Source organism: Mucilaginibacter sp. cycad4 (genome assembly GCF_034263275.1).
Taxonomy (GTDB): domain Bacteria; phylum Bacteroidota; class Bacteroidia; order Sphingobacteriales; family Sphingobacteriaceae; genus Mucilaginibacter.
In genome coordinates this window covers 4672043-4695245 of record NZ_CP139559.1, presented here as the reverse complement: position 1 = coordinate 4695245, position 23203 = coordinate 4672043, and the positions used below count along the sequence as shown (strand labels likewise).

18 protein-coding genes are annotated in these 23203 nt (G+C 42.3%); 11 read left to right on the top strand and 7 right to left on the bottom strand.

Features of this window, described 5'->3' with window-relative positions; translation table 11 throughout:
* Positions 1 to 159: 159 nt before the first annotated feature.
* From SNE26_RS18830 to SNE26_RS18820, 3 genes are all read left to right on the top strand, one after another.
* Complete coding sequence (locus SNE26_RS18830) at positions 160 to 1404, top strand: aminotransferase class I/II-fold pyridoxal phosphate-dependent enzyme (protein WP_321555455.1); 1245 nt, start codon at positions 160 to 162, stop codon at positions 1402 to 1404.
* Positions 1405 to 1685: 281 nt separating this feature from the next.
* On the top strand, positions 1686 to 3122 hold the full coding sequence (locus SNE26_RS18825) for a glycoside hydrolase family 125 protein (RefSeq protein ID WP_321555454.1): 1437 nt from the start codon (positions 1686 to 1688) through the stop codon (positions 3120 to 3122).
* A 313-nt stretch (positions 3123 to 3435) separates the two neighbouring features.
* Positions 3436 to 3615 (top strand): histone H1, encoded by a 180-nt coding sequence (locus SNE26_RS18820; RefSeq protein ID WP_090529881.1) that lies wholly within the window; start codon positions 3436 to 3438, stop codon positions 3613 to 3615.
* Between the two features lie 228 nt (positions 3616 to 3843).
* On the opposite strand, the gene dapA is transcribed toward SNE26_RS18820, so the two are convergent.
* A complete protein-coding gene (gene dapA / locus SNE26_RS18815) occupies positions 3844 to 4740 on the bottom strand; it encodes a 4-hydroxy-tetrahydrodipicolinate synthase (RefSeq protein WP_321555453.1) in 897 nt (298 codons plus the stop codon).
* A 477-nt stretch (positions 4741 to 5217) separates the two neighbouring features.
* Positions 5218 to 7056, bottom strand: a complete 1839-nt coding sequence (locus SNE26_RS18810) for a UbiD family decarboxylase (protein WP_321555452.1) — start codon at positions 7054 to 7056, stop codon at positions 5218 to 5220.
* Between the two features lie 199 nt (positions 7057 to 7255).
* Here SNE26_RS18810 and SNE26_RS18805 point away from each other — a divergent pair, with 199 nt between their 5' ends.
* The 3 genes from SNE26_RS18805 (at position 7256) to SNE26_RS18795 (ending at position 8887) form a co-directional block, all read left to right on the top strand.
* Positions 7256 to 8092 (top strand): sulfite exporter TauE/SafE family protein, encoded by an 837-nt coding sequence (locus SNE26_RS18805; protein WP_321555451.1) that lies wholly within the window; start codon positions 7256 to 7258, stop codon positions 8090 to 8092.
* Positions 8093 to 8235: 143 nt separating this feature from the next.
* Positions 8236 to 8616 carry a DUF1634 domain-containing protein gene (locus SNE26_RS18800; RefSeq protein ID WP_321555450.1) on the top strand — a complete coding sequence of 127 codons (381 nt, stop codon included), beginning with the start codon at positions 8236 to 8238 and terminating at the stop codon, positions 8614 to 8616.
* A 43-nt stretch (positions 8617 to 8659) separates the two neighbouring features.
* The gene (locus SNE26_RS18795) at positions 8660 to 8887 is read left to right on the top strand and encodes a KTSC domain-containing protein (protein ID WP_321555449.1); all 228 of its coding nucleotides are present in this window, start codon (positions 8660 to 8662) and stop codon (positions 8885 to 8887) included.
* Here the strand turns inward: SNE26_RS18795 and SNE26_RS18790 are convergent.
* Positions 8884 to 11328 (bottom strand): TonB dependent receptor, encoded by a 2445-nt coding sequence (locus SNE26_RS18790; RefSeq protein WP_321555448.1) that lies wholly within the window; start codon positions 11326 to 11328, stop codon positions 8884 to 8886. The two genes, SNE26_RS18795 and SNE26_RS18790, sit on opposite strands and share 4 nt — an antisense overlap.
* A gap of 289 nt (positions 11329 to 11617) precedes the next feature.
* On the opposite strand from SNE26_RS18790, the gene SNE26_RS18785 reads away from it, so the two are divergent.
* A complete protein-coding gene (locus tag SNE26_RS18785) occupies positions 11618 to 12934 on the top strand; it encodes a serine aminopeptidase domain-containing protein (protein ID WP_321555447.1) in 1317 nt (438 codons plus the stop codon).
* Between the two features lie 149 nt (positions 12935 to 13083).
* Here SNE26_RS18785 and SNE26_RS18780 read toward each other — a convergent pair whose 3' ends face one another.
* On the bottom strand, positions 13084 to 13554 hold the full coding sequence (locus SNE26_RS18780; protein WP_321555446.1) for a DinB family protein: 471 nt from the start codon (positions 13552 to 13554) through the stop codon (positions 13084 to 13086).
* Between the two features lie 100 nt (positions 13555 to 13654).
* Here SNE26_RS18780 and SNE26_RS18775 point away from each other — a divergent pair, with 100 nt between their 5' ends.
* Positions 13655 to 15436, top strand: a complete 1782-nt coding sequence (locus tag SNE26_RS18775) for a DUF885 domain-containing protein (protein WP_321555445.1) — start codon at positions 13655 to 13657, stop codon at positions 15434 to 15436.
* Positions 15437 to 15519: 83 nt separating this feature from the next.
* Here SNE26_RS18775 and SNE26_RS18770 read toward each other — a convergent pair whose 3' ends face one another.
* Positions 15520 to 15762 (bottom strand): hypothetical protein, encoded by a 243-nt coding sequence (locus tag SNE26_RS18770; protein ID WP_321555444.1) that lies wholly within the window; start codon positions 15760 to 15762, stop codon positions 15520 to 15522.
* Between the two features lie 153 nt (positions 15763 to 15915).
* Between SNE26_RS18770 and SNE26_RS18765 the strand changes: the two genes are divergently transcribed.
* Positions 15916 to 16836, top strand: coding sequence for a DUF6263 family protein (locus SNE26_RS18765; RefSeq protein ID WP_321555443.1), 921 nt, complete (start codon positions 15916 to 15918; stop codon positions 16834 to 16836).
* A 160-nt stretch (positions 16837 to 16996) separates the two neighbouring features.
* Here SNE26_RS18765 and SNE26_RS18760 read toward each other — a convergent pair whose 3' ends face one another.
* On the bottom strand, positions 16997 to 17332 hold the full coding sequence (locus tag SNE26_RS18760; RefSeq protein ID WP_321555442.1) for a hypothetical protein: 336 nt from the start codon (positions 17330 to 17332) through the stop codon (positions 16997 to 16999).
* Between the two features lie 20 nt (positions 17333 to 17352).
* The gene (locus tag SNE26_RS18755; RefSeq protein ID WP_321555441.1) at positions 17353 to 17964 is read right to left on the bottom strand and encodes a TNT domain-containing protein; all 612 of its coding nucleotides are present in this window, start codon (positions 17962 to 17964) and stop codon (positions 17353 to 17355) included.
* A gap of 332 nt (positions 17965 to 18296) precedes the next feature.
* Here SNE26_RS18755 and ligA point away from each other — a divergent pair, with 332 nt between their 5' ends.
* Positions 18297 to 20309 (top strand): NAD-dependent DNA ligase LigA, encoded by a 2013-nt coding sequence (gene ligA, locus SNE26_RS18750; RefSeq protein ID WP_321555440.1) that lies wholly within the window; start codon positions 18297 to 18299, stop codon positions 20307 to 20309.
* A 443-nt stretch (positions 20310 to 20752) separates the two neighbouring features.
* Positions 20753 to 23203 carry a DUF5686 and carboxypeptidase regulatory-like domain-containing protein gene (locus tag SNE26_RS18745; RefSeq protein ID WP_321555439.1) on the top strand — a complete coding sequence of 817 codons (2451 nt, stop codon included), beginning with the start codon at positions 20753 to 20755 and terminating at the stop codon, positions 23201 to 23203.

The window sequence follows — 23203 nt, the reverse complement described above, 5'->3', positions numbered from 1 at the left end:
TTGACTTCTTATGTCTTGAATCTTGCTGTCTTGGTTCTTTCTTCTTGATTTCTTGACTCTCTTCTCCTTAAGTTATAAGCTATTCTAAAAAGTTATAGCTATTGTTTAAAGGTGTTTTAACGGCTATATTTGCATTTAAATTTATAAAAACAATTCATTTTGGATTTATTTGATAAAATAACAAAAAGCTTGGGTGGGCCGATAGGTCAGCACCAGAAGTGGTCGCATGGTTATTTTTCTTTTCCTAAGCTGGAAGGTGAGATAGGCCCGCACATGGAGTTTAAGGGAAAAGAGCATTTGGTGTGGAGCCTTAACAATTACCTTGGCTTGGCTAACCATCCCGAAGTAAGGCAGGCCGATGCGCAAGCCGCTGCTGACTATGGTATGGCTTATCCGATGGGGGCAAGGATGATGTCGGGTAACTCAATCCACCACGAAGAGCTGGAAAACAACCTCGCGGCTTTTGTTGGCAAGCAATCTGCCTTTTTGCTTAATTATGGCTACCAGGGTATGGTATCTATCATTGATGCACTGGTTGACAGGAACGATGTTATTGTTTATGATGCCGAATCGCACGCTTGTATAATTGACGGCGTACGTTTACATATGGGTAAACGTTTTGTTTACCAACATAATGATATTGAAAGCTGTGAAAAACAGCTGGAGCGCGCAACTCGCTTAACTGAGCAAACCGGCGGTGGGATCTTGCTAATTACCGAAGGCGTTTTTGGTATGTCGGGCGCACAGGGTAAACTTAAACAAGTTGCCGAGCTTAAAAAGAAATTCAACTTCCGTTTATTGGTTGATGATGCGCATGGTTTTGGTACCATGGGTAAAACCGGTGCAGGTACGCATGAAGAGCAGGATTGTATGGATGAAGTGGATGTGTACTTCGCTACTTTCGCTAAATCAATGGCCGGTATTGGCGCTTTTGTTGCTGCCGATCAGGATATTCTCCATTACCTGCGTTACAATATGCGTTCGCAAACTTTTGCCAAAGCGTTGCCTATGCCAATGGTGTTGGGCTTAAAAAAGCGTTTCGAAATGCTGAAAACCCAGCCTGAGCTTCGCGAAAAATTATGGCAGATTGCCAATGCTTTACAGCAAGGTTTACGGGAACGTGGTTTTGACCTTGGCGTTTCAAACACCATGGTAACCCCGGTATTTTTAAAAGGTGATCTTTTTGAAGCCACCGCTCTAACCCGCGACTTGCGTGAGAACTACGGTATTTTCTGTTCAATAGTTGTGTACCCGGTTATTCCTAAGGGTTTAATTGTACTAAGACTGATCCCAACAGCAGCTCATAGTTTGGAGGATGTACAGCGTACCCTCGATGCTTACAGCGCTATCGGCGAAAAACTGAAAGCAGGTTATTACAAAGAGAATAAACTGGAGATTGCTTAACTGCAAATCTGGTAAATAATATAGATAGCCCCGGAGATGATCCGGGGCTTTTTTTGTGTTTTAGGATTTGATGTAGAGACGCATCACATGCGTCTCCTGTTTGCAAAGCCACTACAGCGAATAAATGCGCGGTTGCTTGTCCTCCGGGAGACGCATGTGATGCGTCTCCACGTTGCGAATGCGACACAAAAACCTTGATAAAACGTTTTCTAAATTATTTTAGCAAGCTTTTTTGTTTAACTAAAACCCTTTTCTATTTTTACGGCTACCATATCAAAACCATGAAATTAACCAGACGACATTTTATAAAAATTAACAGCGTTGCAGCTGCCGGTATCGGTTTGGGTGTAACTCCTGTATTCGCCTCGGCTTTGGCCCCTGCTTTCGAAAGCCAGCGCCCAAAACTGGCCGATCGTAAGTTCACCAGCAAGGCTGTTGAAGCCATCATAAAAAAAGTTAAGGCCGATATTAAAGATCCTGAAGTTGCCTGGCTTTTTGAAAACTGCTATCCCAATACTTTAGATACTACGGTAAACTATTCTGAAAGGGATGGTAAGCCCGATACTTTCGTGATCACCGGCGATATTAACGCTATGTGGATGCGCGATTCATCGGCGCAGGTTTGGCCGTACTTGCCCCTGATCAAAAATGACCCGGCGCTTAAAAAGCTGATTCAGGGAGTATTGAGCCGTCAGGCTAAATGCGTGATCATTGACCCCTATGCCAATGCCTTTAATGAAGGCCCAACCGGCAGTGAATGGGACAGCGACCGCACTACCATGAAGCCCGAACTGCACGAGCGCAAATGGGAGATCGATTCACTTTGTTATCCTGTAAGGTTAGCTTATAATTATTGGAAAATTAGCGGCGACAGCAGTTTCTTCGACGAAAACTGGCAAAAAGCCGGCAAGATCATCCTGGCTACTTTTAAAGAGCAGCAACGTAAGGATGGCAAAGGGCCATACTTTTTCCAGCGTAAAACCGAGACACAAAGTGATACCGCACCAAACAGAGGCTATGGTAACCCCGTTAAACCCGTTGGTTTGATCTGCTCTATCTTCCGTCCGTCGGATGATGCTACCATTTATCCATTCCTGATCCCGTCAAACTACTTCGCGGTAGCAAGCTTAAATCAGATGGCCGAAATGTATAGCACTATAGGTCATGATAACACTACTGCTGATGCATGTAAAGCTTTGGCTAACGAAGTTCAGGCAGCACTTAAACAATATGCCGTAGGCCAGCACCCGAAATTTGGCCAGGTTATTCCGTTTGAGGTTGATGGTTATGGAAACCAGTTGTTCATGGATGATTCAAATGTACCAAGTCTGCTGGCTTTGCCTTACCTTGATTCGGTAAAGGTTGATGATCCGTTGTATCAAAGTACCCGTAAGTTTGTGTTAAGTGATAGTAACCCTTACTACTTTAAAGGCACAGCGGCCGAAGGGATCGGCGGCCCGCACGTAGGTATTGGTTACATATGGCCAATGGCAATCATTATGCGTGGCATCACATCAACCGATAAAGCAGAGATTGTACAGTGTATTAAATGGCTAAAAAGCACTCATGCCGGTACAGGTTTCATGCATGAATCCTTTAATAAGGACGATGCTAAGGACTTTACCCGTAAATGGTTTGCCTGGGCCAACACTTTATTTGGCGAATTGATATTAAAAGTGCATGAGCACTACCCTGATATACTGCAGCAGACTTTTTAAACCCGCTAAATATATTAATACTTAATAGTATTTAAATACTACATTTAGGTTGTATGGATTGCTGTAAATATTATTTATAATAAATTATAATTTGTATTTTAATTATTAATCAAACTTATTTTAAAGTATAAGTTTGATTTGAACTTTTTAATAGAAAATAAGTAAAAGCTAATAAAGAAGAAAAGGTGAAAATGTGGAAAAAAACCACTGTCAAGGCCGTATTTTTTGGCTTGAAAAATTTTTAATTAACGAAAAACATTTTAGCTTAGCTTAATTAAAACAATAAACCTCAAAATTTAAAAGGAGTAATTAAATGAAAAAATTTACTGAAGTAAAAGAGCTTGTAGCAGCTTTAGAGGCCGACGCCGACAAATTCTACAATAAAGGAAACAGCGCTGCCGGTACACGTGTACGTAAAGGCATGCAGGATCTTAAAAACCTGGCACAGGCAATCCGCCTTGAAGTTCAGGAGGCTAAGAATAAAGAGGCTTAGTAAGATTTTTATCATCTTATTCCAATAAAAAACCCGGTCCATGGACTGGGTTTTTTATTTATCGAAAGTTTTGAAAAGGATAACTTGGAAAATGTGTTACAGGGGGTATGAAAAAACGTCATTGCGAGGTACGAAGCAATCCCCGATTTGAAGAGCGGCTAAATAAGTCTGCCCTGTATAGTTTGGGATTGCTTCGTACCCACAATGACACTTTTATTCTTTATAAGGTTACGCCTTAACCGCCACAGGAGCCAGCTTTTTAAGCTCGCCCGCAATTGCATTCGCAGTTTTTTCGCTTACTTGCACCAGTGGCAATCTTACCGTATCGCCGCAGATGCCTAATTGCTTTAAAGCGGTTTTAACACCTGCAGGGCTGCCTTCGGTAAACATCAAACGGGTGAACTCTATCAGGCTAAAGTGTGCGGCATGTGCGCCTTTGTAATCGTTATCAAGCAAATGCCTTACCATGTCAGATAGCTGGCGCGGCAAAGCGTTACCGATAACCGATATTGCACCAACTCCGCCCAAAGCCATCATGGGCAAAGTAACCGGATCATCGCCTGAAATAAACAGGAAATCCTCGGGTTTGTCGCGCATCAACTGGTTAAACAAATCGAAATTGCCTGACGCTTCTTTAATGCCGATGATATTTTTAAACTCCTTTGCCAGGCGTACGGTTGTTTCTGCACTAACAGTACTGCCTGTGCGGCTTGGTACGTTATATAGTATTATCGGCAATTTGCTGTTTTGAGCTATTGCTTTATAATGCTGATAAATACCCTCCTGGGTAGGTTTGTTATAATGCGGACTTGCCGAAAGTATAGCATCATAACCATCAATATCAAATGATTTTATTTGCTCAACAACTTCATGAGTATTATTACCGCCTATACCGGCTACCAGGCCAACGCGTTTATTTACAACTTCGGCAGTAAAAGCCCAAACTTGCTTTCGTTCAGCCTCGCTCAATGTGGCGCTTTCGCCGGTTGTACCTAACGATACCAGGTATTCCACCCCGCCATCAATCAAATGTTCAATCAGGTTTCTCAACCCGTCGTAGTCAATTTGACCATCCGCATGAAAAGGGGTCACCATAGCTACCCCTGTTCCGTAAAATATATTCATGAGTAAAATTAAAAGGATGCTAATATAGTGATTAGTGATTGGAGATTAGCGGTTTGGCAGATGTTTATTTTTTGAAAAAGTGCCTTGGTTTTGTTTAAAGTTAGATTTTGGGTAATTGGGGTGTTTGATCTGGATAGATTGAAGTCTACATTTAAATACTTGGCTAATGCAAAGTTGCCTTGAGGACACGGCAACGGGGGGAGGTATGTATGTTGTTTTGCCGCAAGTGTTGTGCTCTTTTGGCGCAAGTGTTGTGCGGCTGATTGTGGGTGGTTCACTTGTGACTTTTTAGTACAATAATATTCAAATCCGAAATCGAACATCCCACTTCCGAAGTCAATAATGGCGTTGCCTGCGGCCGGGCTTTCCGCTCATACTGCACGGGCATTAGCCATAAGGCCGGTAGCCGCTACAATCCTAACGCAAAAAAGTCAAAAAAATAAAACAAACATTCCTATTAGTCATTGGCCTGTAACCTCAAATCACCCCAACCAATGATCCGCCCTTTTCCCCCAGTTTATCCACTGTTTTTTCTACTTCGGGTACACGTTCAAGCACAGGCGCGTGATGTGGTTTTATCCGGGCATCAATAATCAGCGGACCTTTGCAGCCCCAGTGTTTGTGCTCGGTGAAGCTGCCTACACCGTAAATATCATGCGAAGGGTTGCTGCGGGTAAAGGTTACCCATACAAAATTATTGATGGTTTGAGCGGCGAAACCGGCATCATCGCAAAGTACTATCAGTGGTAAACCGCTTAAATCTTCATCCTGCAAATGATATTCAATTATGCTGATGATGTTATCGATATCCTTATGATTTACATGTTTTGGTACCTCAACCATTAACACGCCCGGCATGGCCATTTTGTAGCCTGTGATAGGGCGGGGGAGATTGAACCAGTCAGGCAGTTCTGCCCAAAGCTCACGTTTAATATCGCCGGCAACGGTGATAGCTACTTTACTGCCCGAGTTTAGGCCGCTGCCACTATAGTCGAGTGTATCAATGGTGGTGTTGGTGTGAAAATGCAGGTCGCGGGTAAGGTCAATCCTTTGTAAGATGTGTTTCAGGAAGCCGCCGATATCATTTACATTAAGTTTGGGATCATCCTCCTGCGCCGCAATAAACAGGTACTTGGCAAGGCTCAGCTGGCCTTTGCCCAATATGTGGTTAGCTATAGTTACTATCTCCTGTGGTTTTCGCTCTTTGAGGTAGGGGGTGTAACGTTCGCTGCCAATAGCGAAAAGGAGCGGATGTACACCTGCTGCATCAACAGCGTTAACGGCATGCAGGCCCGGAATTTCTTTGGGAATAGCTGATCCTGTAATTTCATGGATCAAAGCTCCGAAACTGGTATCTTCCTGCGGCGGGCGGCCCACCACGGTGAAAGACCATACGGCATCTTTGCGATGATAAACGTTATGCACCTTCATCAGCGGGAAGGGGTGCACCAGGCTGTAATAACCCAGGTGATCGCCAAAAGGCCCTTCGGGTTTATTTTCGTGCGGCATAACGGTTCCTGTGATCACAAAATCAGCGTCGGCCGAAATGCAGAAACCCTCATCGTCATAAAAATAGCGGAAGCGACGGTTGCCCAATGCGCCGGCAAAAGTCATTTCAGATAAGCCTTCGGGCAGAGGCATTACAGCTGCTACGGGATGTGCGGGTGGCCCACCCACAAAGATGCTCACCTTTAATGGCTGCCCTTTGGCATTGGCTTTGGTTTGATGCACGCCAATCCCCCGGTGGATCTGGTAATGTAAACCAATCTCCTGGTTTTGTATATAGTCGTTACCGGCCAGCTGAATGCGGTACATGCCCAGGTTGGCATTCATGATGCCCGGTTTGTCGGCATCTTCGGTATAAACCTGCGGCATGGTAACAAATGGGCCGCCATCCATGGGCCAGTTCACAATTTGCGGGATATCGCTGATGTTGCATTTACCAAATTTGATTGGCGCACCCGCGCCGCTTTTCATAGGTAATGCCGAAAGGGCCGTTAGGCCAACGCCGGCGTATTTAAAAGGATTTTTTATGGCCTTTATCGGGTCATTTTTGATATCAACCAAAACCTTGATCTTTTCAAGCGTATCCCTGAAAATGAATTTCGATCTGCCGAGCGTGCCAAACAGGTTGGATACGGTGGGGAACTTGCTTCCTTTTACGTTCTCAAATAATATGGCAGGGCCTTCGTTTTCAAATACACGCAGGTGTATGGCTGCCATTTGCAGGTAAGGATCAACTTGTTCCTTAACGCGTATTAAGTGACCGTTTTTTTCGAGATCGGCAATGCAGGCTTGTAAATTTGAGTACCCCATGCAGCGAAATTAAGGTTTTTTGTTGTTCATTTGATTTCGGATGTTCGACTTTGGATTTTTGCCGAATGAAACTATTAGAACACCCTCATCAAATGATTGTCATAACAAACAGTAATTGCTCATTAACATAAACCATGACTTAACAACCAATGCGCTAATGATAAAATCATTACTTTAGCCGGTAAATATTAATTACCCTATGTCGGTAACAGTACTAACGCTTATTATACTTGTTGGGTCATATTTGGCGGGTTTGCTGGGCTCGTTAACCGGGTTGGGCGGCGGAGTTGTCATTATTCCGCTGCTTACTATTTTACTTGGGGTTGATATTCAGTACGCTATCGGGGCCTCACTGATCTCGGTTATTGCCACATCATCGGGCTCGGCAGCGGCTTACGTTAAAGAAGGGATCACCAATATCAGGCTTGGTATGTTCCTGGAGATTGCTACAACGGCAGGGGCTATGGTTGGCGCACTGATAGCGGTTTATATCCCTACAAATTTTATAGCGGTATTATTTGGAGTGATCCTGATCCTCTCTGCGATAATGTCGTTACGTAAAAAATCGCAACAAATCCATCAGCAAAAAAGTGTGCTCGCCGAAAAGCTGAAATTAAACGGCAGTTTCCCCGGTCCGGCGGGTGAGGTTACTTATTCGGTAAGGAACGTAGGCGGCGGCTTTTTCATGATGCTTTTTGCCGGCGTGATATCAGGCCTGCTGGGCATAGGCTCGGGGGCGCTGAAAGTTTTGGCGATGGATGGCGTTATGCGGATCCCTTTTAAGGTATCAACTACCACCAGTAATTTTATGATAGGAGTTACTGCTGCTGCAAGTGCAGTGGTTTACCTGCAACGGGGGTACATTGATCCCGGACTTTCCATGCCGGTAGCCATAGGGGTTTTATTAGGTGCATTAAGCGGATCAAAAATATTAGTACATACCTCATCGTCTGGATGGCTGCGTGTGGTTTTTGCCGTGGTGGTTACGTTTTTAGCATCGCAAATGATATATAAAGGAATTACAGGGACTATATAGTCATTACATTAAGGTCATTAGGTCATTGCGTTATTAAGTCATTTTGTATGGCGCAGCTAATAAAGCTCACCGATTTGAAAAATCAAACAATGACTTAATGATTAATGACTCAATGACTTTTCAAAATGACCTAATGATATAAAATGAGCAAGTTTAAAGATACCGATATGCAGGCCGTAATAGGCTGGATACTGCGCGCAGGGGTGCTGGTATCAATGAGTGTTATTTTTATTGGCGGGGTTATTTATCTGTACCGGCATGGTCAAACCCATGTTGATTATAGCAAGTTTGTTGGTGTGCCCGATTTTGTGAGTAATCCTGGTGGCATTATACATGGTATTTTTACGTTACGCGGCCGGGCAATTATACAGGCCGGGATAATTTTGCTGATAGCTACGCCGGTTATAAGGGTGTTGTTTTCGGCCATTGGCTTTGTTATGGAAAAGGATTACCTGTACACGGCTATCACTGTATTTGTACTGCTTATTATTTTAACCAGTATGATAAGCGGTCACGCAGGCTGATATTTTAAAAACTTTTTTGTATTTAATATAGTATATATAATAAATGCAACGACGTACAGTACAATCATCGGCTTTAAGCAGTGTTGGCTATGATCCGGACGCCCGCATCCTTGAGCTCGAATTTCGGGAAAATGGCGGTGTGTGGCAGTATTTCGATTTTCCTTTATCTGCCTATAACAGGTTTATTAACTCCGATTCGCTTGGTCATTTCTTTGTTACCCGTATAAAGGGTAAATATTCCGAGTTAAAGGTTAGGTACGCCCATCATTAATTTCCGGTGCGGCGGCGCTCATCATCATTTCCCGTATTGCGTTTATTGGCCGATTTAACTGTGCTTTTGCCAAAGCGGTAACTAAAGTTAAGCCTTACAATGCGCGTATCGCGCTTATTTACCTCCGAAAGATCAATGTTTTGATAGCTGGCATGGTTGCGCCCCCTGTCGGTATTAAATACATCGTTCAGTGCTAATTTAATAGTGGCCCGCTTATCTAATATTTGCTTGCTGATACCCGCATTTACCGAATAGCTTGCTTTTAGTTCATTAATGCCGTAAATGGTGGGGGTTTCATACCTGCCCGATATTTCGCCAAGTAATGTACCGGTGATGGTAAAATTTTGTGTGCTGCCAAAAATAATATCCTGCTTGCCCCTGTCAAAATTCCCGTTTTGCGCGTAAGCTTTGTAACGTACGTAAATAGCATCAAGGTTAAAACTGGCCGACCACCACCTGGTAAATTGCACCGGCGCGTAAAATGAAGCTCCGTAAACAAAGATCTGCCCAAAATTTTTGCGGATAGTTATATTAACCTTGGTCGAATCGTTTTGCTGATATACCGGAAAGTCATATGCATTATTAGTAACGGTATAATACAGCTCGGTTGAGAAGGTTTGATTATAAGTATGGGAGATCTGTATGGTGTTGGTGTATTCCGGCTTTAACTGCGGGTTGCCGGCACGATAATCGTACAGGTCGGTATAGTATAAAAATGGATTGATATCTTCATAAAGCGGCCTGTGAATGCCACGGTTATAACCAATACCAATGATATTCTTTTTATCGGCCTCATAACTTATCTGTACCTGCGGAAAAAGGTTAAAATAATTATTGGTATTTATCGCCGGTACCCCCTCATTTAATCCCCATGATTTGCCGGCTGCATGAGTGTTTTCGGCACGTAGGCCTGCCGTAATATCCCATTTACCTATTTTATTTACATAATTGATATACCCCGCGCTCACCGCTTCGGTATAAAGGAACCTGTTGCTGAAACTGGCGTCGGCCTTATATAGATTATTTATTTTGGGGCCAAAAATGAGGTTATTATTGCTGCGGGCGTTGTTATATTTAATGCCTGCCTCCAATCGTGAGGTTTTGTTTAATGGGTTAACAAAATCAAATTTTGATGTCAAGATGTGGATATCTGACGGCGAAAGGTTTTCCAATTCAAGATCATCACGATAAATATTGCCCGCAGGGTTAAAAAAGCTATTGGTGATAAACTCATTCGAGTGGCGGGTGTAGGTTGAATAGTTACCATCTACCGAGATACTGCGGCCGCTTTTATCCAGCACCGCGTTATAATTGATATTGTAGTTTAAATAGCTGCTGCCCCTGTCAAGGTTTGAACGTGCCCTGATTATCGAATCGAGTTGATTTTGATTGCTGATATACAGGTCGTTGTGCTTTATAAAATCATCACTCCTGATAATACCGCTTACCAGAAAGCCAATAGTTTGCTTTGGGTTGATGGTATAATCGGCCCCTATTTTAAAGTTGTGGTTAGTGGTTTTTTGGATATTGTTATAATCAACATCGTAATTGCTCAGGATATCGTTATAAGTAATATTACGGTTGGTTGTAATAGTGCGTGTGCCTTTATTATTATCGTAAGTGTAATTGCCAAAAATATTAAGCTTACTGGTGCGGTTGTTGAAAACAATGCCGGCAGTGCTTTTATAATATTTACCATAACCCGCCATGGCAGTAACCGTACCGTTGGTACCCAGGTTTTTACCTTTTTTTAAGATGATGTTGATGATACCTCCGCCCGATGCATCATATTTGGCTGATGGGCTGCTGATCATTTCAACCTGGTCGATAGTGCTGCTTTGCATACTGCGGAGCAGGCTGGTAAGGTCATCGCCGGTAAGGTTGGTAGGTTTGCCGTCGATGGTTATTAATGCCGCTTGCCTGCCGTTAATACTCAAAGTTTCGTTGCTGTTAACCCTTACCCCGGGTGATTGCCTCAGAATATCAAAGGCCGAATTTCCTTCGGCCAGGATGCTGTTTTGTACACTTAATACAATTCGGCCGGGCTTTACCTCTATATAAGGTTTCCGGGCAACTACTTTAACTTCCTGCAGCTGGTTATCTGAAAGTTTTAAAGCAATATCACTGGCAGTTATTATTTGACCGGCAGTAACTTTATACGGCCCGGTATAAACTTTTACGTATCCTATTTTACTGATAAGTATTAAATAGCTGTCGGGCTGCAGCCCGGTAAATTCAAACTGGCCGTTTTTATTTACCAGGTTTGATTTTAATATAGAGGAGTCGGCAGCGGTAAGCAGAACGGCCGTAGCTGCATCGGCAGGCTGGTTATTTTCGGTTAAAACTTTACCCCGTATTATTGACGATTTTGTTTGGGCGAACGAAATACAATACCCTCCTGCCAGGAATGCAAAAAATAAGCCTGCTATTAAAACCCTCATTAATTAGTAGTAGTGTAGAAATTTGCTATAGTTTAAAAGATTATAAAAATGTACCGCAATATAATACAATATATATAAAATTATATGTATTGTATTGGTATTTTAACTATATAATATAAAAGAATGTTGCAACATTAGTATGGATTGTGCAGGATAAAAGGTTTTACATTACTACTATCAAATATTGTTTACAAAAAAGCATGCAATGGTATAAATAAACAAAACAACCTGATTTTTTCTTTATTTTCGGCCTCAATACATCATTGCACTGTATATTGACCATTATAACATGAAAAAATTTTGCCTGTTTATATTAGTTACCTGTTTTGCAGGGAATTTATTTGCACAAATGCCTCCGGCCAATTATGCTACGGCTTTAAATAAATTTAAACAGCTATACAATAATAATCAGCCGGATAGCGTGTACAGCATGTTTAGTCCCGAAATGAAGAAGGCACTTACAGAAGCCGATTTCAAGAGTACTACTGTTCAGCTAAAAACACAATTAGGATCGCTTGTTCAAGCCGATCTTTCAAACTATGAAACGCCTATAGCCCAATATAAAGCTACATTTCAAAAAGGGGTCTTCCTATTAAACCTGTCGTTAAATGCCGATAATAAATTTACAGGGCTTTCATTAACGCCATATAAAGCAGAAAATGCTGCCACTGCATCAGCTCCGGCTGGAAGCACAACCTTAACAACCGATCCTTCTTTAACAGAGTCGCCTGTAACCGTTAAAACTTTATTGGGTTCAATATCAGGAACGCTGGCTATGCCGAAAGATGCCAATGGTAAAGTGCCACTGGTATTGATTATTGCCGGTTCGGGGCCTACGGACAGGGATGGTAATAGCCCTAAACTGGGGCTTCACGCCAACGTTTATAAAATGATCGCTAATGAGCTGGGTAAAAAAGGCATAGCATCACTCCGTTACGATAAACGCCTGGTTGGGCAAAGCACTACTTCCATTAAGGAAAACGAGATCAGGTTTGAAGATTATGTGGAGGATGCCGCCGCGTTGCTTAACATGTTTACTGCAGATGAGCGTTTTTCACGGGTAATTATACTTGGTCACAGTGAAGGCTCATTGGTGGGCATGATGGCTGCTTTTGATGAGCCTATAAAAGGCTTCATATCGGTAGCCGGTGCCGGCGATTCGGCCGATAAGATCCTGACAGAGCAAATGAAATCGCAGCCCGCGTTTATATCAGATGGGTTTAACCGCATGCTGGATAGCCTGAAGCGGGGTAAAACAACCGATAATATCGACCCTGCATTATATTTTATAGCCAGGCCAAGTATTCAGAAATACCTCATGTCATGGTTCAGGTATAATCCGCAGCGCGAGATCAGGAAAGTGAAAGCACCAATATTGATCATCCAGGGAACAACTGATTTACAGGTAACTGTTGGCGATGCCGAAAAGTTGAAAAAAGCAAAATCTGACGCTATACTTGATATTATCCCTAACATGAACCATGTGCTGAAAGAAGCTCCGGCAGATAAGGAAAAGAACAAGGCAACCTACAACGAGCCCGATCTGCCGCTGAAACCGGAGTTTGTTATGGCGATAACTAATTTTGTGCTCAAGACAACGAAATAATAATCACCGTCATTGCGAGGAACGAAGCAATCCCCGATTTACAGAGTAGCTATTCGAGTTCGCCCTGTATAGTTTGGGATTGCTTCGTTCCTCGCAATGACGGGAATTTGATTTTACGGGGAGGTATATAACTATGATTAATGATTACATCACCACGCCCCCAGTAACCTCCTGATCACAATGATCTCGGCTATATGATAAGCATTATGATCAGCTGCCTGTAGTGCTTCGCGAAGGATGGTTTGCCCATCGCCATGCGGGATCTTCTTATAAAGATCCTGGGTTTTTACCAAATCAATCAGCGCTTCTAAGTCGTCATAAATTTGTTTAAGTGAATTATCCCAGGCTTTATCATCTTTTGGGGCAAGTTCTTTGGGCCAGTAATCGTCCGGCCAGTTTGGTGATTCATGGCTGCTATCTTTGCTAAACTCCAGCATATCCCATTGGGCTATCCGGATATGCTCAACCAGTTGCCAAATAGTATAGGGAAGTTTATCAATTTTAACTCCGCGAAAATCAGGTGGTAAACCATCAAGTGTTTTTTTCAGATCGGCGTGGGCATTGCCACCTTGCAGTAAATGAATTATCTCATCAATTAAAATCTGGTGTTCATTATTCATAGGTAAATCAAATGTTTTTTAAGGTAACAAATTCGTCGCCGGTTTGATTTATTTGGCTTAAATGTTTTAAGTTTATGCTTCATTGTAAAACTCATCAGTTGTGGTCAGAAACATATTCTTAAAATTAGCACTCGCCGTTGTTTTATTCATGGTTGCCTTTACCGGCTGTAAAAAAGATGGGGGCAGCGGCACCGGCCCATTGTTAGGGAAGGATGATGAAGCTTTTATTAAATATGAAAATACCTTTCTGGATAACTTCTGGAAATTAAATCCTGATTGGGCTACATCTGCGGGTTATCATAAATATGACAGCCTGATGGTGCTTCCAAACGAGCAAAGCCGCGATAAACTGGTAACTTTTGCTAAATACCAGGTTGATTCGTTAAGCCGCTTTGAGGTAAATACCTTGTCTGAAGCTAATAAGATAGATTACAAGATTCTTCAAAACCAGTTGGAATACCTGCAATGGCAGGTGCGCCAGTTAAAACAATACGAGTGGGACCCATCGTCATACAATGTTATCGGTACGTTTGCTTATATTTTGAATGAGCATTATGAACCTTTGCCTAAACGCTTACGCCATTTTTACCAGCGGATGTCGTTTATTCCGCAATATTATAAAGATGCCCAAAAACAGATCAAAAACCCGGTGACGGAGCTCACCAGCTTAGCTATTGAGCAAAACCTGGGAGGGCTTGATGTAATAGGAAAAGATTTTGCCGATTCGCTTAAGAAAACCAATATCCCCAAAGCTGAGCAAAAGCAAATGACCGACAGGGCCGCCCAAAGCGTTGTGGCTATTAAAGCTTACGCAGACTGGCTTAAAGCACTTAAAAACGATCATCCAAGAAGTTTTAGATTGGGTAAAGATCTGTATGAGGATAAATTTAAATACGAAATAGTAGCTACCAATACTGCCGAAAAAATTTACAATGCCGCGGTGGAACGGAAAAAATTTATCCACCGTGAAATGGCTAAGATCAGCAAGCAGCTTTGGTCGAAATACTTTGGCAAACAGGCTGCGCCTGCCGATAGCTTGTTAATGATAAGCCAGCTGATAGACACCTTATCATCAAAACATGTTAAGCCGGAAGATTTTCAATCGTCAATTGAACAGCTGATACCTAAGCTGAACGCCTTTGTTAAAGCTAAAGACCTGTTAACGCTTGATCCGTCGAAACCATTGATCATTCGTAAAGAACCTGGTTATATGGCAGGTGTGGCGGGAGCATCTATGAGCGGCCCGGGCCCGTATGATAAAAATGGTAACTCATACTATAACGTAGGCAGCCTGGCCGGCTGGAGTAAGGAGAAGGCCGAAAGCTACCTGCGCGAATACAATAATTATATTTTACAGATCCTGAGCATTCACGAAGCTGTGCCGGGGCATTATGTACAGGGCGTATACTCCAATAAAGCTCCAAGTATCATTAAAGCGGTGTTTGGTAACGGCGCCATGGCCGAGGGTTGGGCGGTATACACTGAGCAAATGATGCTCGAGAACGGCTTTGGTAATAACGAGCCCGAAATGATGTTGATGTGGTACAAATGGAACCTGCGTTCGGTTTGTAATACCATTTTGGATTATAGTGTGCACAGCGGCAGCATGACCAAAGATGAAGCTATCAAACTGTTAACCCGTGAAGCCTTCCAGCAGCAGGCCGAAGCCGATGGTAAATGGAAGCGTGTTAGCGTAACCAGTGTTCAGCTAACCAGTTATTATACCGGTTACAAAGAGATCATCGATTTGAGAGATGCCTATAAAATAAAAATGGGTGATAAGTATAAACTGAAAGAGTTTAACGAAAAGTTTTTGAGTTACGGCAGTGCCCCGGTTAAGTTTATAAGGGAAGCTATGCTGGCCAAAACCAGCGGAAATTAATTGATAGTCCATAGGGGTAAACTCATGGACTATGAACCATGAGTTTATTTCCCATGAACTATCAAAATCTTTTTATTAACAGCTTACGCGTAATGATTTTTTATCTGGTGCTCAAGCTGGGCCATGATGTTTTTCTTCAGCTTGCCCTTGTAGCAGGTGCAGCCATCCTTATCCAGGTTAAGTTCTGCAATTACCTTACCCTGGTAAACCACGCGGAAATTTCCTGCTTCGTTGGGTAAAATTGCCAAAATACGTTCATCTTCTCCCGAAAAATTGATTAGCACATGAAACTGGTGCTGTGGCATAAATGCTATCTGCTGTAACATAAAAACCTCTCTTTCCGCTAAATAGGTGTGTGAAAAAATTAAAGAGCCGAGCGCAGTATAAAGTTAACGAATTTGTTTTTAATTAATTGTTAGGAATTTTGAGTTTTTTTCATGAGATATTATAATATATTTAGCACTTACATATCACAGATCATGAAGAAAATTTTGACGGCCGGTTTACTGGCTATAGTGGCAGTAACCGGTTATGCGCAAAAGGTAAAACCGGCTTTAAAGTTAATTAAAGGCAATAGTTATTATTTATCTACCGCAGCACACTCCGTTGTAAAGCAAACCATAAACGGGCAGGTTAATAATATCGATATGACCATTGACGGCAAAATGTCATTCAAAGTGTTAAATGCCGATGATTCCCTTTATTACATGGAGGTTAACTATACCAAAGTGGGAATGAAAATGCAACTGCCTACCGGTAATGTAGCTTTTGACTCTGATAATAAGGATACTACAAATATTATGGCCAGGGTCATGTCGGGCATAACCAATAAACCATTTACGGCAACGCTAACCAAAAGCGGCCGGATCAGATCAATAGAGAACGCCGAAAATATGATCACAACTATGATAGATGGTTTTAAGGAGGTGCCAGCTGCACAAAAAGAACAGTTAAAGACGCAGTTAACCCAATCGTTTGGTTCAGGGGCGCTTAAAAGCAATCTGGAAATGGCTATGTCGGTGCTGCCCGAAACGGCTGTGGCAAAAAATGATAAATGGACAATTAAAAATAACCTGGAGGGTGCTATGAGTGCTAAGATTGTATCCGTTTATCAGTTGGTTGATATTACGCCGCAAAGCTATGTGATCCATGGAAATGCCACACTTGAAACTGATAATACAGCGGGCTATAAAACCGTCAGTAATATGCCCATGAAATACAATATGAAAGGTACTATGACAGCCGATGTTGTTGTTGACAAGGCTACCGGCTGGATCTCCAGTTCAAAATTAAAGCAAAACATTGATGGCACTGTCGAGATAAAAGATAATCCCAAGGTTCCGGGCGGTTTAACATTCCCTATGAGTGTTACCAGCGAAACATCAAGTACTGATCATTAATAAGTATAAAGCTAAAAGCAGAATACACAAAGCTTAAAACTAATAATTTGATTATCAATGTAATTTGCGGAGCTTATCTAAAGCTTATTAATGAACTCTATATACAATTACATAAAAACCTGCCGCTAACCGGCAGGTTTTTATGCTTATAAAGGGTGTTTTACAATACCCAGGTGCCTTCCAGATAAAGCTTATACCGTGTTGGCTGAAACTCGCCATAAGCAAAAACGGCAATGGTATTTTGTTTTTTTGCGTAGTATAAACGGAGCCTTTCGCTGCCCTTGTATAAATTAAGAAAGTCGGCATTAAAACCGCCGGTTCTTACAATGGTTTCAAAGTCATCCGGGGTAATTACCTTACGCAGATCTTCAAAATTGTTATTGGCAAAATCACTGAACTTTATGTCACCGGCAGGCAGAGCAAATGATTTATGCACAGCCTCAGCTTCGTCTCCATCAAACAACAATGACTTTGTTATTTCATATTTTGTGATCATATTTTAATATTATCGCTTTTTTATTGTTTTACTTCTTCTATGTAACCGCCTGTCTTGAGGTCGTTAACAGTAGCAGGCACTTCATACTGGATACCTAAACCCGGTTTGCCAAACCATGGAATGATCTTCCCTTGCCTCACTTTGGCTATCGCTTTCAAAACTTTATAAATTTTGTAGGGCTTGGTCAATGTATTATCGGGCAGGGCACGTTTTGGGAAAGGTACACCTTTTGGTGATAAAAATGTGCCCTTATCCTGGAAAGTACCGGTAGAATCGGTATAACCTCCGTAACGGTCAACCAATACGCCTTTTTTAAGCGTAATGATAACGAGGTTTACAGCTCCGCGGTTTGGAGGCCAGCCGCCGTTAAGGTTGTTAGCGGTAAAGAATTTTTCAAGTGCATCCCATTTTTCTGTTTTCCAAAGCAGCCAGGCCGAATCTGCAAGGGCTTTTTTGGTGCTGTCGGCAAAATCAGCTACAGAGCTTTTAAAGTCATCATAAGTAATGCCCCGAACAGGAAGTTTGTGGTGGTTTGCAGCAGGGTCGTGTGCATGCTTTAGTGGTTTTGTTTGCGCTGTTGCCAAAAAGGGCGTCAGGAATACTGAGAGGATCAGGATTTTTAGTGTTTTCATTCGATGTAGTTTTTTGTTTGATAAATCTACTACGTGCCCTGCGTTTATGAAAGAGATTTATCATATTTATTTTATTGGTATTATATACGATATCATATAACCCCAAGCCAATGTTATCGCTTATGATGAAATTTTTACGAAATAATCGAATTACACTAATTTCAAATTTATGCAATTGAAAAATTCGTGTAATTCGATTAATTGTGGAAAATAATTCGTGTGAAAATTTCTTACTGCGGTTTTTTCAACACATTGAATTATTTTAGAAACGATTTTCCTGGTATTTACCTCAGTAAAAAAATGGAATAAAGGAAATTATTACCTTCGTACCTATGTCATCAGCTGAAGCAAAAAAACAAATAGAGGCATTAACAGCCGAACTTAAACAGCATAACTACAATTACTATGTGCTGGCCATGCCAACCATTTCTGATTTTGATTTTGATAAAAAACTGGAGTTGCTTAACAAACTCGAAAAAGAATACCCGGATTTTGCTGACCCTGATTCGCCCACGCAAAAGGTAGGCGGGGATATTACCAAGGAGTTTGTAACCATCAGGCACCGGTGGCCGATGCTGTCATTAGGCAATACCTATAATGAACAGGAACTGCTTGATTTTGACCAGCGGATCCGCAAAGCGATTGGCGATAATTTTGAATACGTATGTGAGCTTAAGTTTGATGGTTTGAGTATGAGCCTCACTTATGAAGACGGTAAACTGGTACGGGCCGTTACCCGCGGCGATGGTGTACAGGGCGACGAGGTAACCACCAATATTAAAACCATTCATACCATCCCTAAGCGCCTGCATGGCGAAGGCTATCCGGCTTATTTTGATATCCGCGGTGAAGTGTTCATGCACCGCAAGGCTTTTGACAGGTTGAATAACGAACGGATTGAAAGCGGAGAGGTGCCTTATGCCAACCCCCGCAATTTTGCGTCGGGTACAGTAAAAATGCAGGATTCGGCCGAGGTAGCTAAACGCCCGCTTGATTGTTTCCTTTACTTTTTATACACCGAAAAAACTGTATTTAAAACCCATTGGGAAAGCCTGCAGGCTGTTAAAACCTGGGGCTTCCATACCAATGAGCATAGCGAGCTTTGCCCGGATATTAATTGCGTACTGGAGTTCATTAATAAATGGGATAAGGAACGTTTTAACCTGAGCTATGATATTGACGGCATAGTTATTAAAGTAAATAACTACTCACAGCAGCAGGAGCTTGGCTTCACGGCCAAATCGCCGCGCTGGGCCATATCTTACAAGTTTAAGGCCGAGAGGGTGGAGACCGAACTGCTTGAGGTGACTTACCAGGTGGGCCGTACCGGCGCAGTTACCCCGGTAGCTAACTTAAAACCTGTGCTGCTTGCCGGTACTACGGTAAAGCGGGCAACGCTGCATAATGCTAATGAGATCATCCGCCTGGATTTGCATGAGGGTGATACCGTTTTTGTTGAAAAAGGCGGTGAAATCATCCCCAAGATCATCAGCGTAAACCCCGAAAAACGGAAGGCCGATGCATTGCCCGTTGTTTACCGTACCACCTGCCCTGCCTGCGACACACCACTTGAACGCAAGGAAGGTGAAGCCGCGTTTTATTGCCCTAATGATGAAGGCTGCCCGCCTCAGATTGTTGGGAAGATGCAGCATTTCATCGGTCGTAAGGCTATGAATATTGATGGTTTGGGTGATGAAACCATCGAAACCTTATACAGCAAAGGATTTATAAGCCACATCAGCGATATCTATGAGCTGCATGCCCATGCTGCCGAATTGAAACAATTGGGCCGTTTTGGCGAAAAATCGATCAATAATATGCTTGATGGTATTGAAGCCTCTAAAAAAATGCCTTTTGAAAAAGTGCTGTTTGGTTTGGGCATCCGTTATGTAGGCGAAACCGTTGCCCGTAAGCTGGCCTTCCATTTTAAATCGATAGATAAATTAATGGAAGCATCGGTTGAAGAACTTACGGCTGCCGAAGAGATAGGCGAACGGATAGCGCAAAGTATAACCGAATATTTTGCGGGTGATATCCATCGCCAGGAAATACAAAAACTAAGGGAGCAGGGCCTAAAATTTATTGCCCAGGAAAAAGAAGTTGTACTGGCCAGTGAAAAACTTGCCGGGATGAACTTTATTATATCGGGAACGTTCGGGAACTTTTCGCGTGATGAGCTGAAAGATATCATTGAGCAAAACGGCGGCAAGATATTGAGCAGTATATCGGCCAAACTTAATTACCTGGTTGCAGGCGAAAATATGGGGCCTGCAAAGCTGGAAAAGGCTAATAAACTTAATATCCCGATTATTAGTGATGATGAGCTGATAGAACTGATAAAATAAAAACTCCAGGTTTGTTTATTTTATTTATTGGTGCGGAATTTTTATTTTTTGACTCAGAAATTACGTTATTTGTACTACCGAAAGGGACCCCATAATTAATTAAACGTACTAATGTTCGAGTAATTTACTATGGAAAAATTTATACAAATACAAGCGAGTATTTTTTGTGAACCCTGCAAGGAATGTGGAGAGCGACCGGTTATTCAGCAGGTTAAATCTAATTTTATTGTCAGGTGCCCTAAAAGCAAATCGCATTATCAAACAAAGCCGGGCCTGGTTGATATTAAGGATTGGAATATCAAAAATAAGCCACATCCGCCTCTTGGCAGTAAAGACACGTCAAAGCAAAAGGCATCCTAACCGGTTGCCTTTTTACATTATTTAACAATTCGGCACTGTAACAATCAATTAATAAGTTTCATCTTAGCATAAACATCTGCTAAATGAAGCCAGCCTTAGTTGCGTTATTTTTACTACTCAATCTTTCCTTATATGCCCAGCAATTCAGCATTAGCGGTAAAATAATCAACCAGGAAGGTAAGCCTGTTCCTTTTGCATCCGTATTTATAAAAAATACCACTACAGGGGTATCTGCCAACAGTGAGGGAACATACCTGCTGCGTTTAAATGGCGGCAGGCAGGAAATTCAATATAAGGCAGTTGGTTATGCCCAGCAAAGCAAAATTGTTAATCTTACTGTTAACCAGGTCATAAACATCAGCCTGCAAACAGAAACTTACCAGCTTAAGGATGTTACCGTGCATGCAGGCGGCGAAGACCCTGCCTATGCCATTATGCGCAAGGCTATTAAAACACGAAAAACCTATCTTAACGAAGTTAAAGCCTATACCTGCGATATCTACATCAAAGGCTTGCAAAAGCTATTAGCTGCTCCAAAAACTTTCATGGGTTTTGATGTGCAAAAGGCCACCAGTGAAGCCGGGCTCGATTCAAACCGCCGTGGGATAGTTTATCTTTCTGAGTCGGAATCAAAATATAGTTTTATCAGGCCGGATAAGGTGCATGAGGAGCAGGTATCATCAAAAGTATCGGGCCGTAACCGTGCGTTCAGCTTTAACCGGGCATCGGATATGGCGGTTAATTTTTACCAGAACTATGAAACATGGCAGGGCATAAGCAACCGTCCGCTGGTGTCGCCGGTAGCCGACAACGCCATGTTTTATTATAACTACAAATACATTGGCACTTCGGTTGAAAACGGTGAAACAATTAACAAGATCCAGGTGATCCCAAAGCGGGCGCACGACCCATGTTTTGAAGGTTATATTTATATTTTGGATGATAGCTGGCGCATTTACGGGCTGCAGCTTTATATCACCAAAAAGGCTAACATCAATTTTGTTGATACCCTTAAAATTAATCAGCAGTTTTTTCCGGTGAGCGAAAAGACTTGGATGACTTCCTCTGTTAAATTTGAATTTACAGGAGGTTTGTTCGGATTTAAATTAGGTGGTTACTTTATTTCGATCTATAAAAACTATAACCTCGACCCTGCACTAAACAAAGCTGATTTTAACGAAGTTCTCCGGATTACCAAAGGTACGGGTAAAGATTCGGCTTATTGGAGCCAGGCCCGGCCTATTCCGCTTACCGGCGAAGAGATCACCGATTACAGCAATAAAGAAAAGCTTGCCAAAAGGCGCGAATCAAAAGAGTACCTCGACTCGCTTGATAAGGCCAATAATAAATTCAAACCTGTAAACCTTCTGTTTACAGGTATCAATACACGTAACCGCTATAAAAAGGAATATTTTCACTATGATCCTATCGTCGGCTCCTTGCTTTATAACACGGTTGAGGGCTTGGCCATTGATTATGGCGCATCATACAGTAAGCTGGTGGATACAGTCAATAACCGTTATTTTATGCTGAAAGGCAAACTGCGATATGGTTTTTCCAATCATTTGTTCAATGCTTCGGCGGGTGTGGCTATCCCGGTACTGCAACGGTTTACGCTGGGTTTGAGCGGAGGTTCGGATGTGGTTGACCTGAATAACCAGGCTCCCATGTCGGCCTTTGTGAATACAGTTCACAGCCTGCTTGCGCAGCAGAATTTTAAAAAACTGTATCAAAAGCAATTTGCATCTGCATTGCTTTCGGGCAGGGTGACCGGTGGTTTGCGCGGCAGCGCATCGGTTGAGTGGGCTAATCGTAAATCGTTGCTAAACACGGCATCATTCAGTGTTTTTGACCCGCATGCTCACCAGTTTACATCCAATAACCCAATGGATCCTGATCATAACACACTGCTGTTTGCCGAAAATCAGTCGCTCACCGTAAACTTGCAGGCCAGTTATGATTTTAGTGACAAGTATGAAACCTATCCCTCGGGCAGGCGCTATCTGCCATCCAAATATCCAACCATCAGTTTAAACTACACTAAAGGCATCAGCAATGTATTAGGCTCGGATGTTAATTACGATAAGATCAGCGCTGAAGTTTCCAAAGCGGATATCAGCATGGGTTTTTATGGTAGCAGCTCATTCTTTATAGGGGCCGGTAAATCCCTGAATGCTAAAAACGTATTCTTTCCCGATTATTTTCACTTTGCAGGTAACGAGGTGCTTTCATATAAACCAAGGTTAAACCGCTTCCTGCTATTGGATTACTACGATTTCAGCACGCCTGATAAATATCTTGAAGGGCATTTTGAACACAACTTTTCGGGTTTCATCACCAATAAAATACCGCTTATCCGCAAGTTTAAACTACAGGAAATTGTCGATGTAAATTACCTGTACACCCCCGCGCTTAAAAATTATACCGAACTTGGTTTCGGTTTGCAATATCTTAATATCCGTTTGATGTATGGCGTATCATACAATGGAGGCAGCGAAGCAAAATCGGCAGTAAGGCTGGGGATAAGCTTATAA

Excerpts from the sequence above, each read along its gene's own strand:
- SNE26_RS18825 (WP_321555454.1), top strand. The coding sequence starts at position 1,686 with ATGAAATTAACCAGACGACATTTTATAAAAATTAACAGCGTTGCAGCT.
- SNE26_RS18820 (WP_090529881.1), top strand. The coding sequence starts at position 3,436 with ATGAAAAAATTTACTGAAGTAAAAGAGCTTGTAGCAGCTTTAGAGGCC.
- dapA (WP_321555453.1), bottom strand. The coding sequence starts at position 4,740 with ATGAATATATTTTACGGAACAGGGGTAGCTATGGTGACCCCTTTTCAT.
- SNE26_RS18810 (WP_321555452.1), bottom strand. The coding sequence starts at position 7,056 with ATGGGGTACTCAAATTTACAAGCCTGCATTGCCGATCTCGAAAAAAAC.
- SNE26_RS18805 (WP_321555451.1), top strand. The coding sequence starts at position 7,256 with ATGTCGGTAACAGTACTAACGCTTATTATACTTGTTGGGTCATATTTG.
- SNE26_RS18800 (WP_321555450.1), top strand. The coding sequence starts at position 8,236 with ATGAGCAAGTTTAAAGATACCGATATGCAGGCCGTAATAGGCTGGATA.
- SNE26_RS18795 (WP_321555449.1), top strand. The coding sequence starts at position 8,660 with ATGCAACGACGTACAGTACAATCATCGGCTTTAAGCAGTGTTGGCTAT.
- SNE26_RS18790 (WP_321555448.1), bottom strand. The coding sequence starts at position 11,328 with ATGAGGGTTTTAATAGCAGGCTTATTTTTTGCATTCCTGGCAGGAGGG.
- SNE26_RS18785 (WP_321555447.1), top strand. The coding sequence starts at position 11,618 with ATGAAAAAATTTTGCCTGTTTATATTAGTTACCTGTTTTGCAGGGAAT.
- SNE26_RS18780 (WP_321555446.1), bottom strand. The coding sequence starts at position 13,554 with ATGAATAATGAACACCAGATTTTAATTGATGAGATAATTCATTTACTG.
- SNE26_RS18770 (WP_321555444.1), bottom strand. The coding sequence starts at position 15,762 with ATGTTACAGCAGATAGCATTTATGCCACAGCACCAGTTTCATGTGCTA.
- SNE26_RS18765 (WP_321555443.1), top strand. The coding sequence starts at position 15,916 with ATGAAGAAAATTTTGACGGCCGGTTTACTGGCTATAGTGGCAGTAACC.
- SNE26_RS18760 (WP_321555442.1), bottom strand. The coding sequence starts at position 17,332 with ATGATCACAAAATATGAAATAACAAAGTCATTGTTGTTTGATGGAGAC.
- SNE26_RS18755 (WP_321555441.1), bottom strand. The coding sequence starts at position 17,964 with ATGAAAACACTAAAAATCCTGATCCTCTCAGTATTCCTGACGCCCTTT.
- ligA (WP_321555440.1), top strand. The coding sequence starts at position 18,297 with ATGTCATCAGCTGAAGCAAAAAAACAAATAGAGGCATTAACAGCCGAA.
- SNE26_RS18745 (WP_321555439.1), top strand. The coding sequence starts at position 20,753 with ATGAAGCCAGCCTTAGTTGCGTTATTTTTACTACTCAATCTTTCCTTA.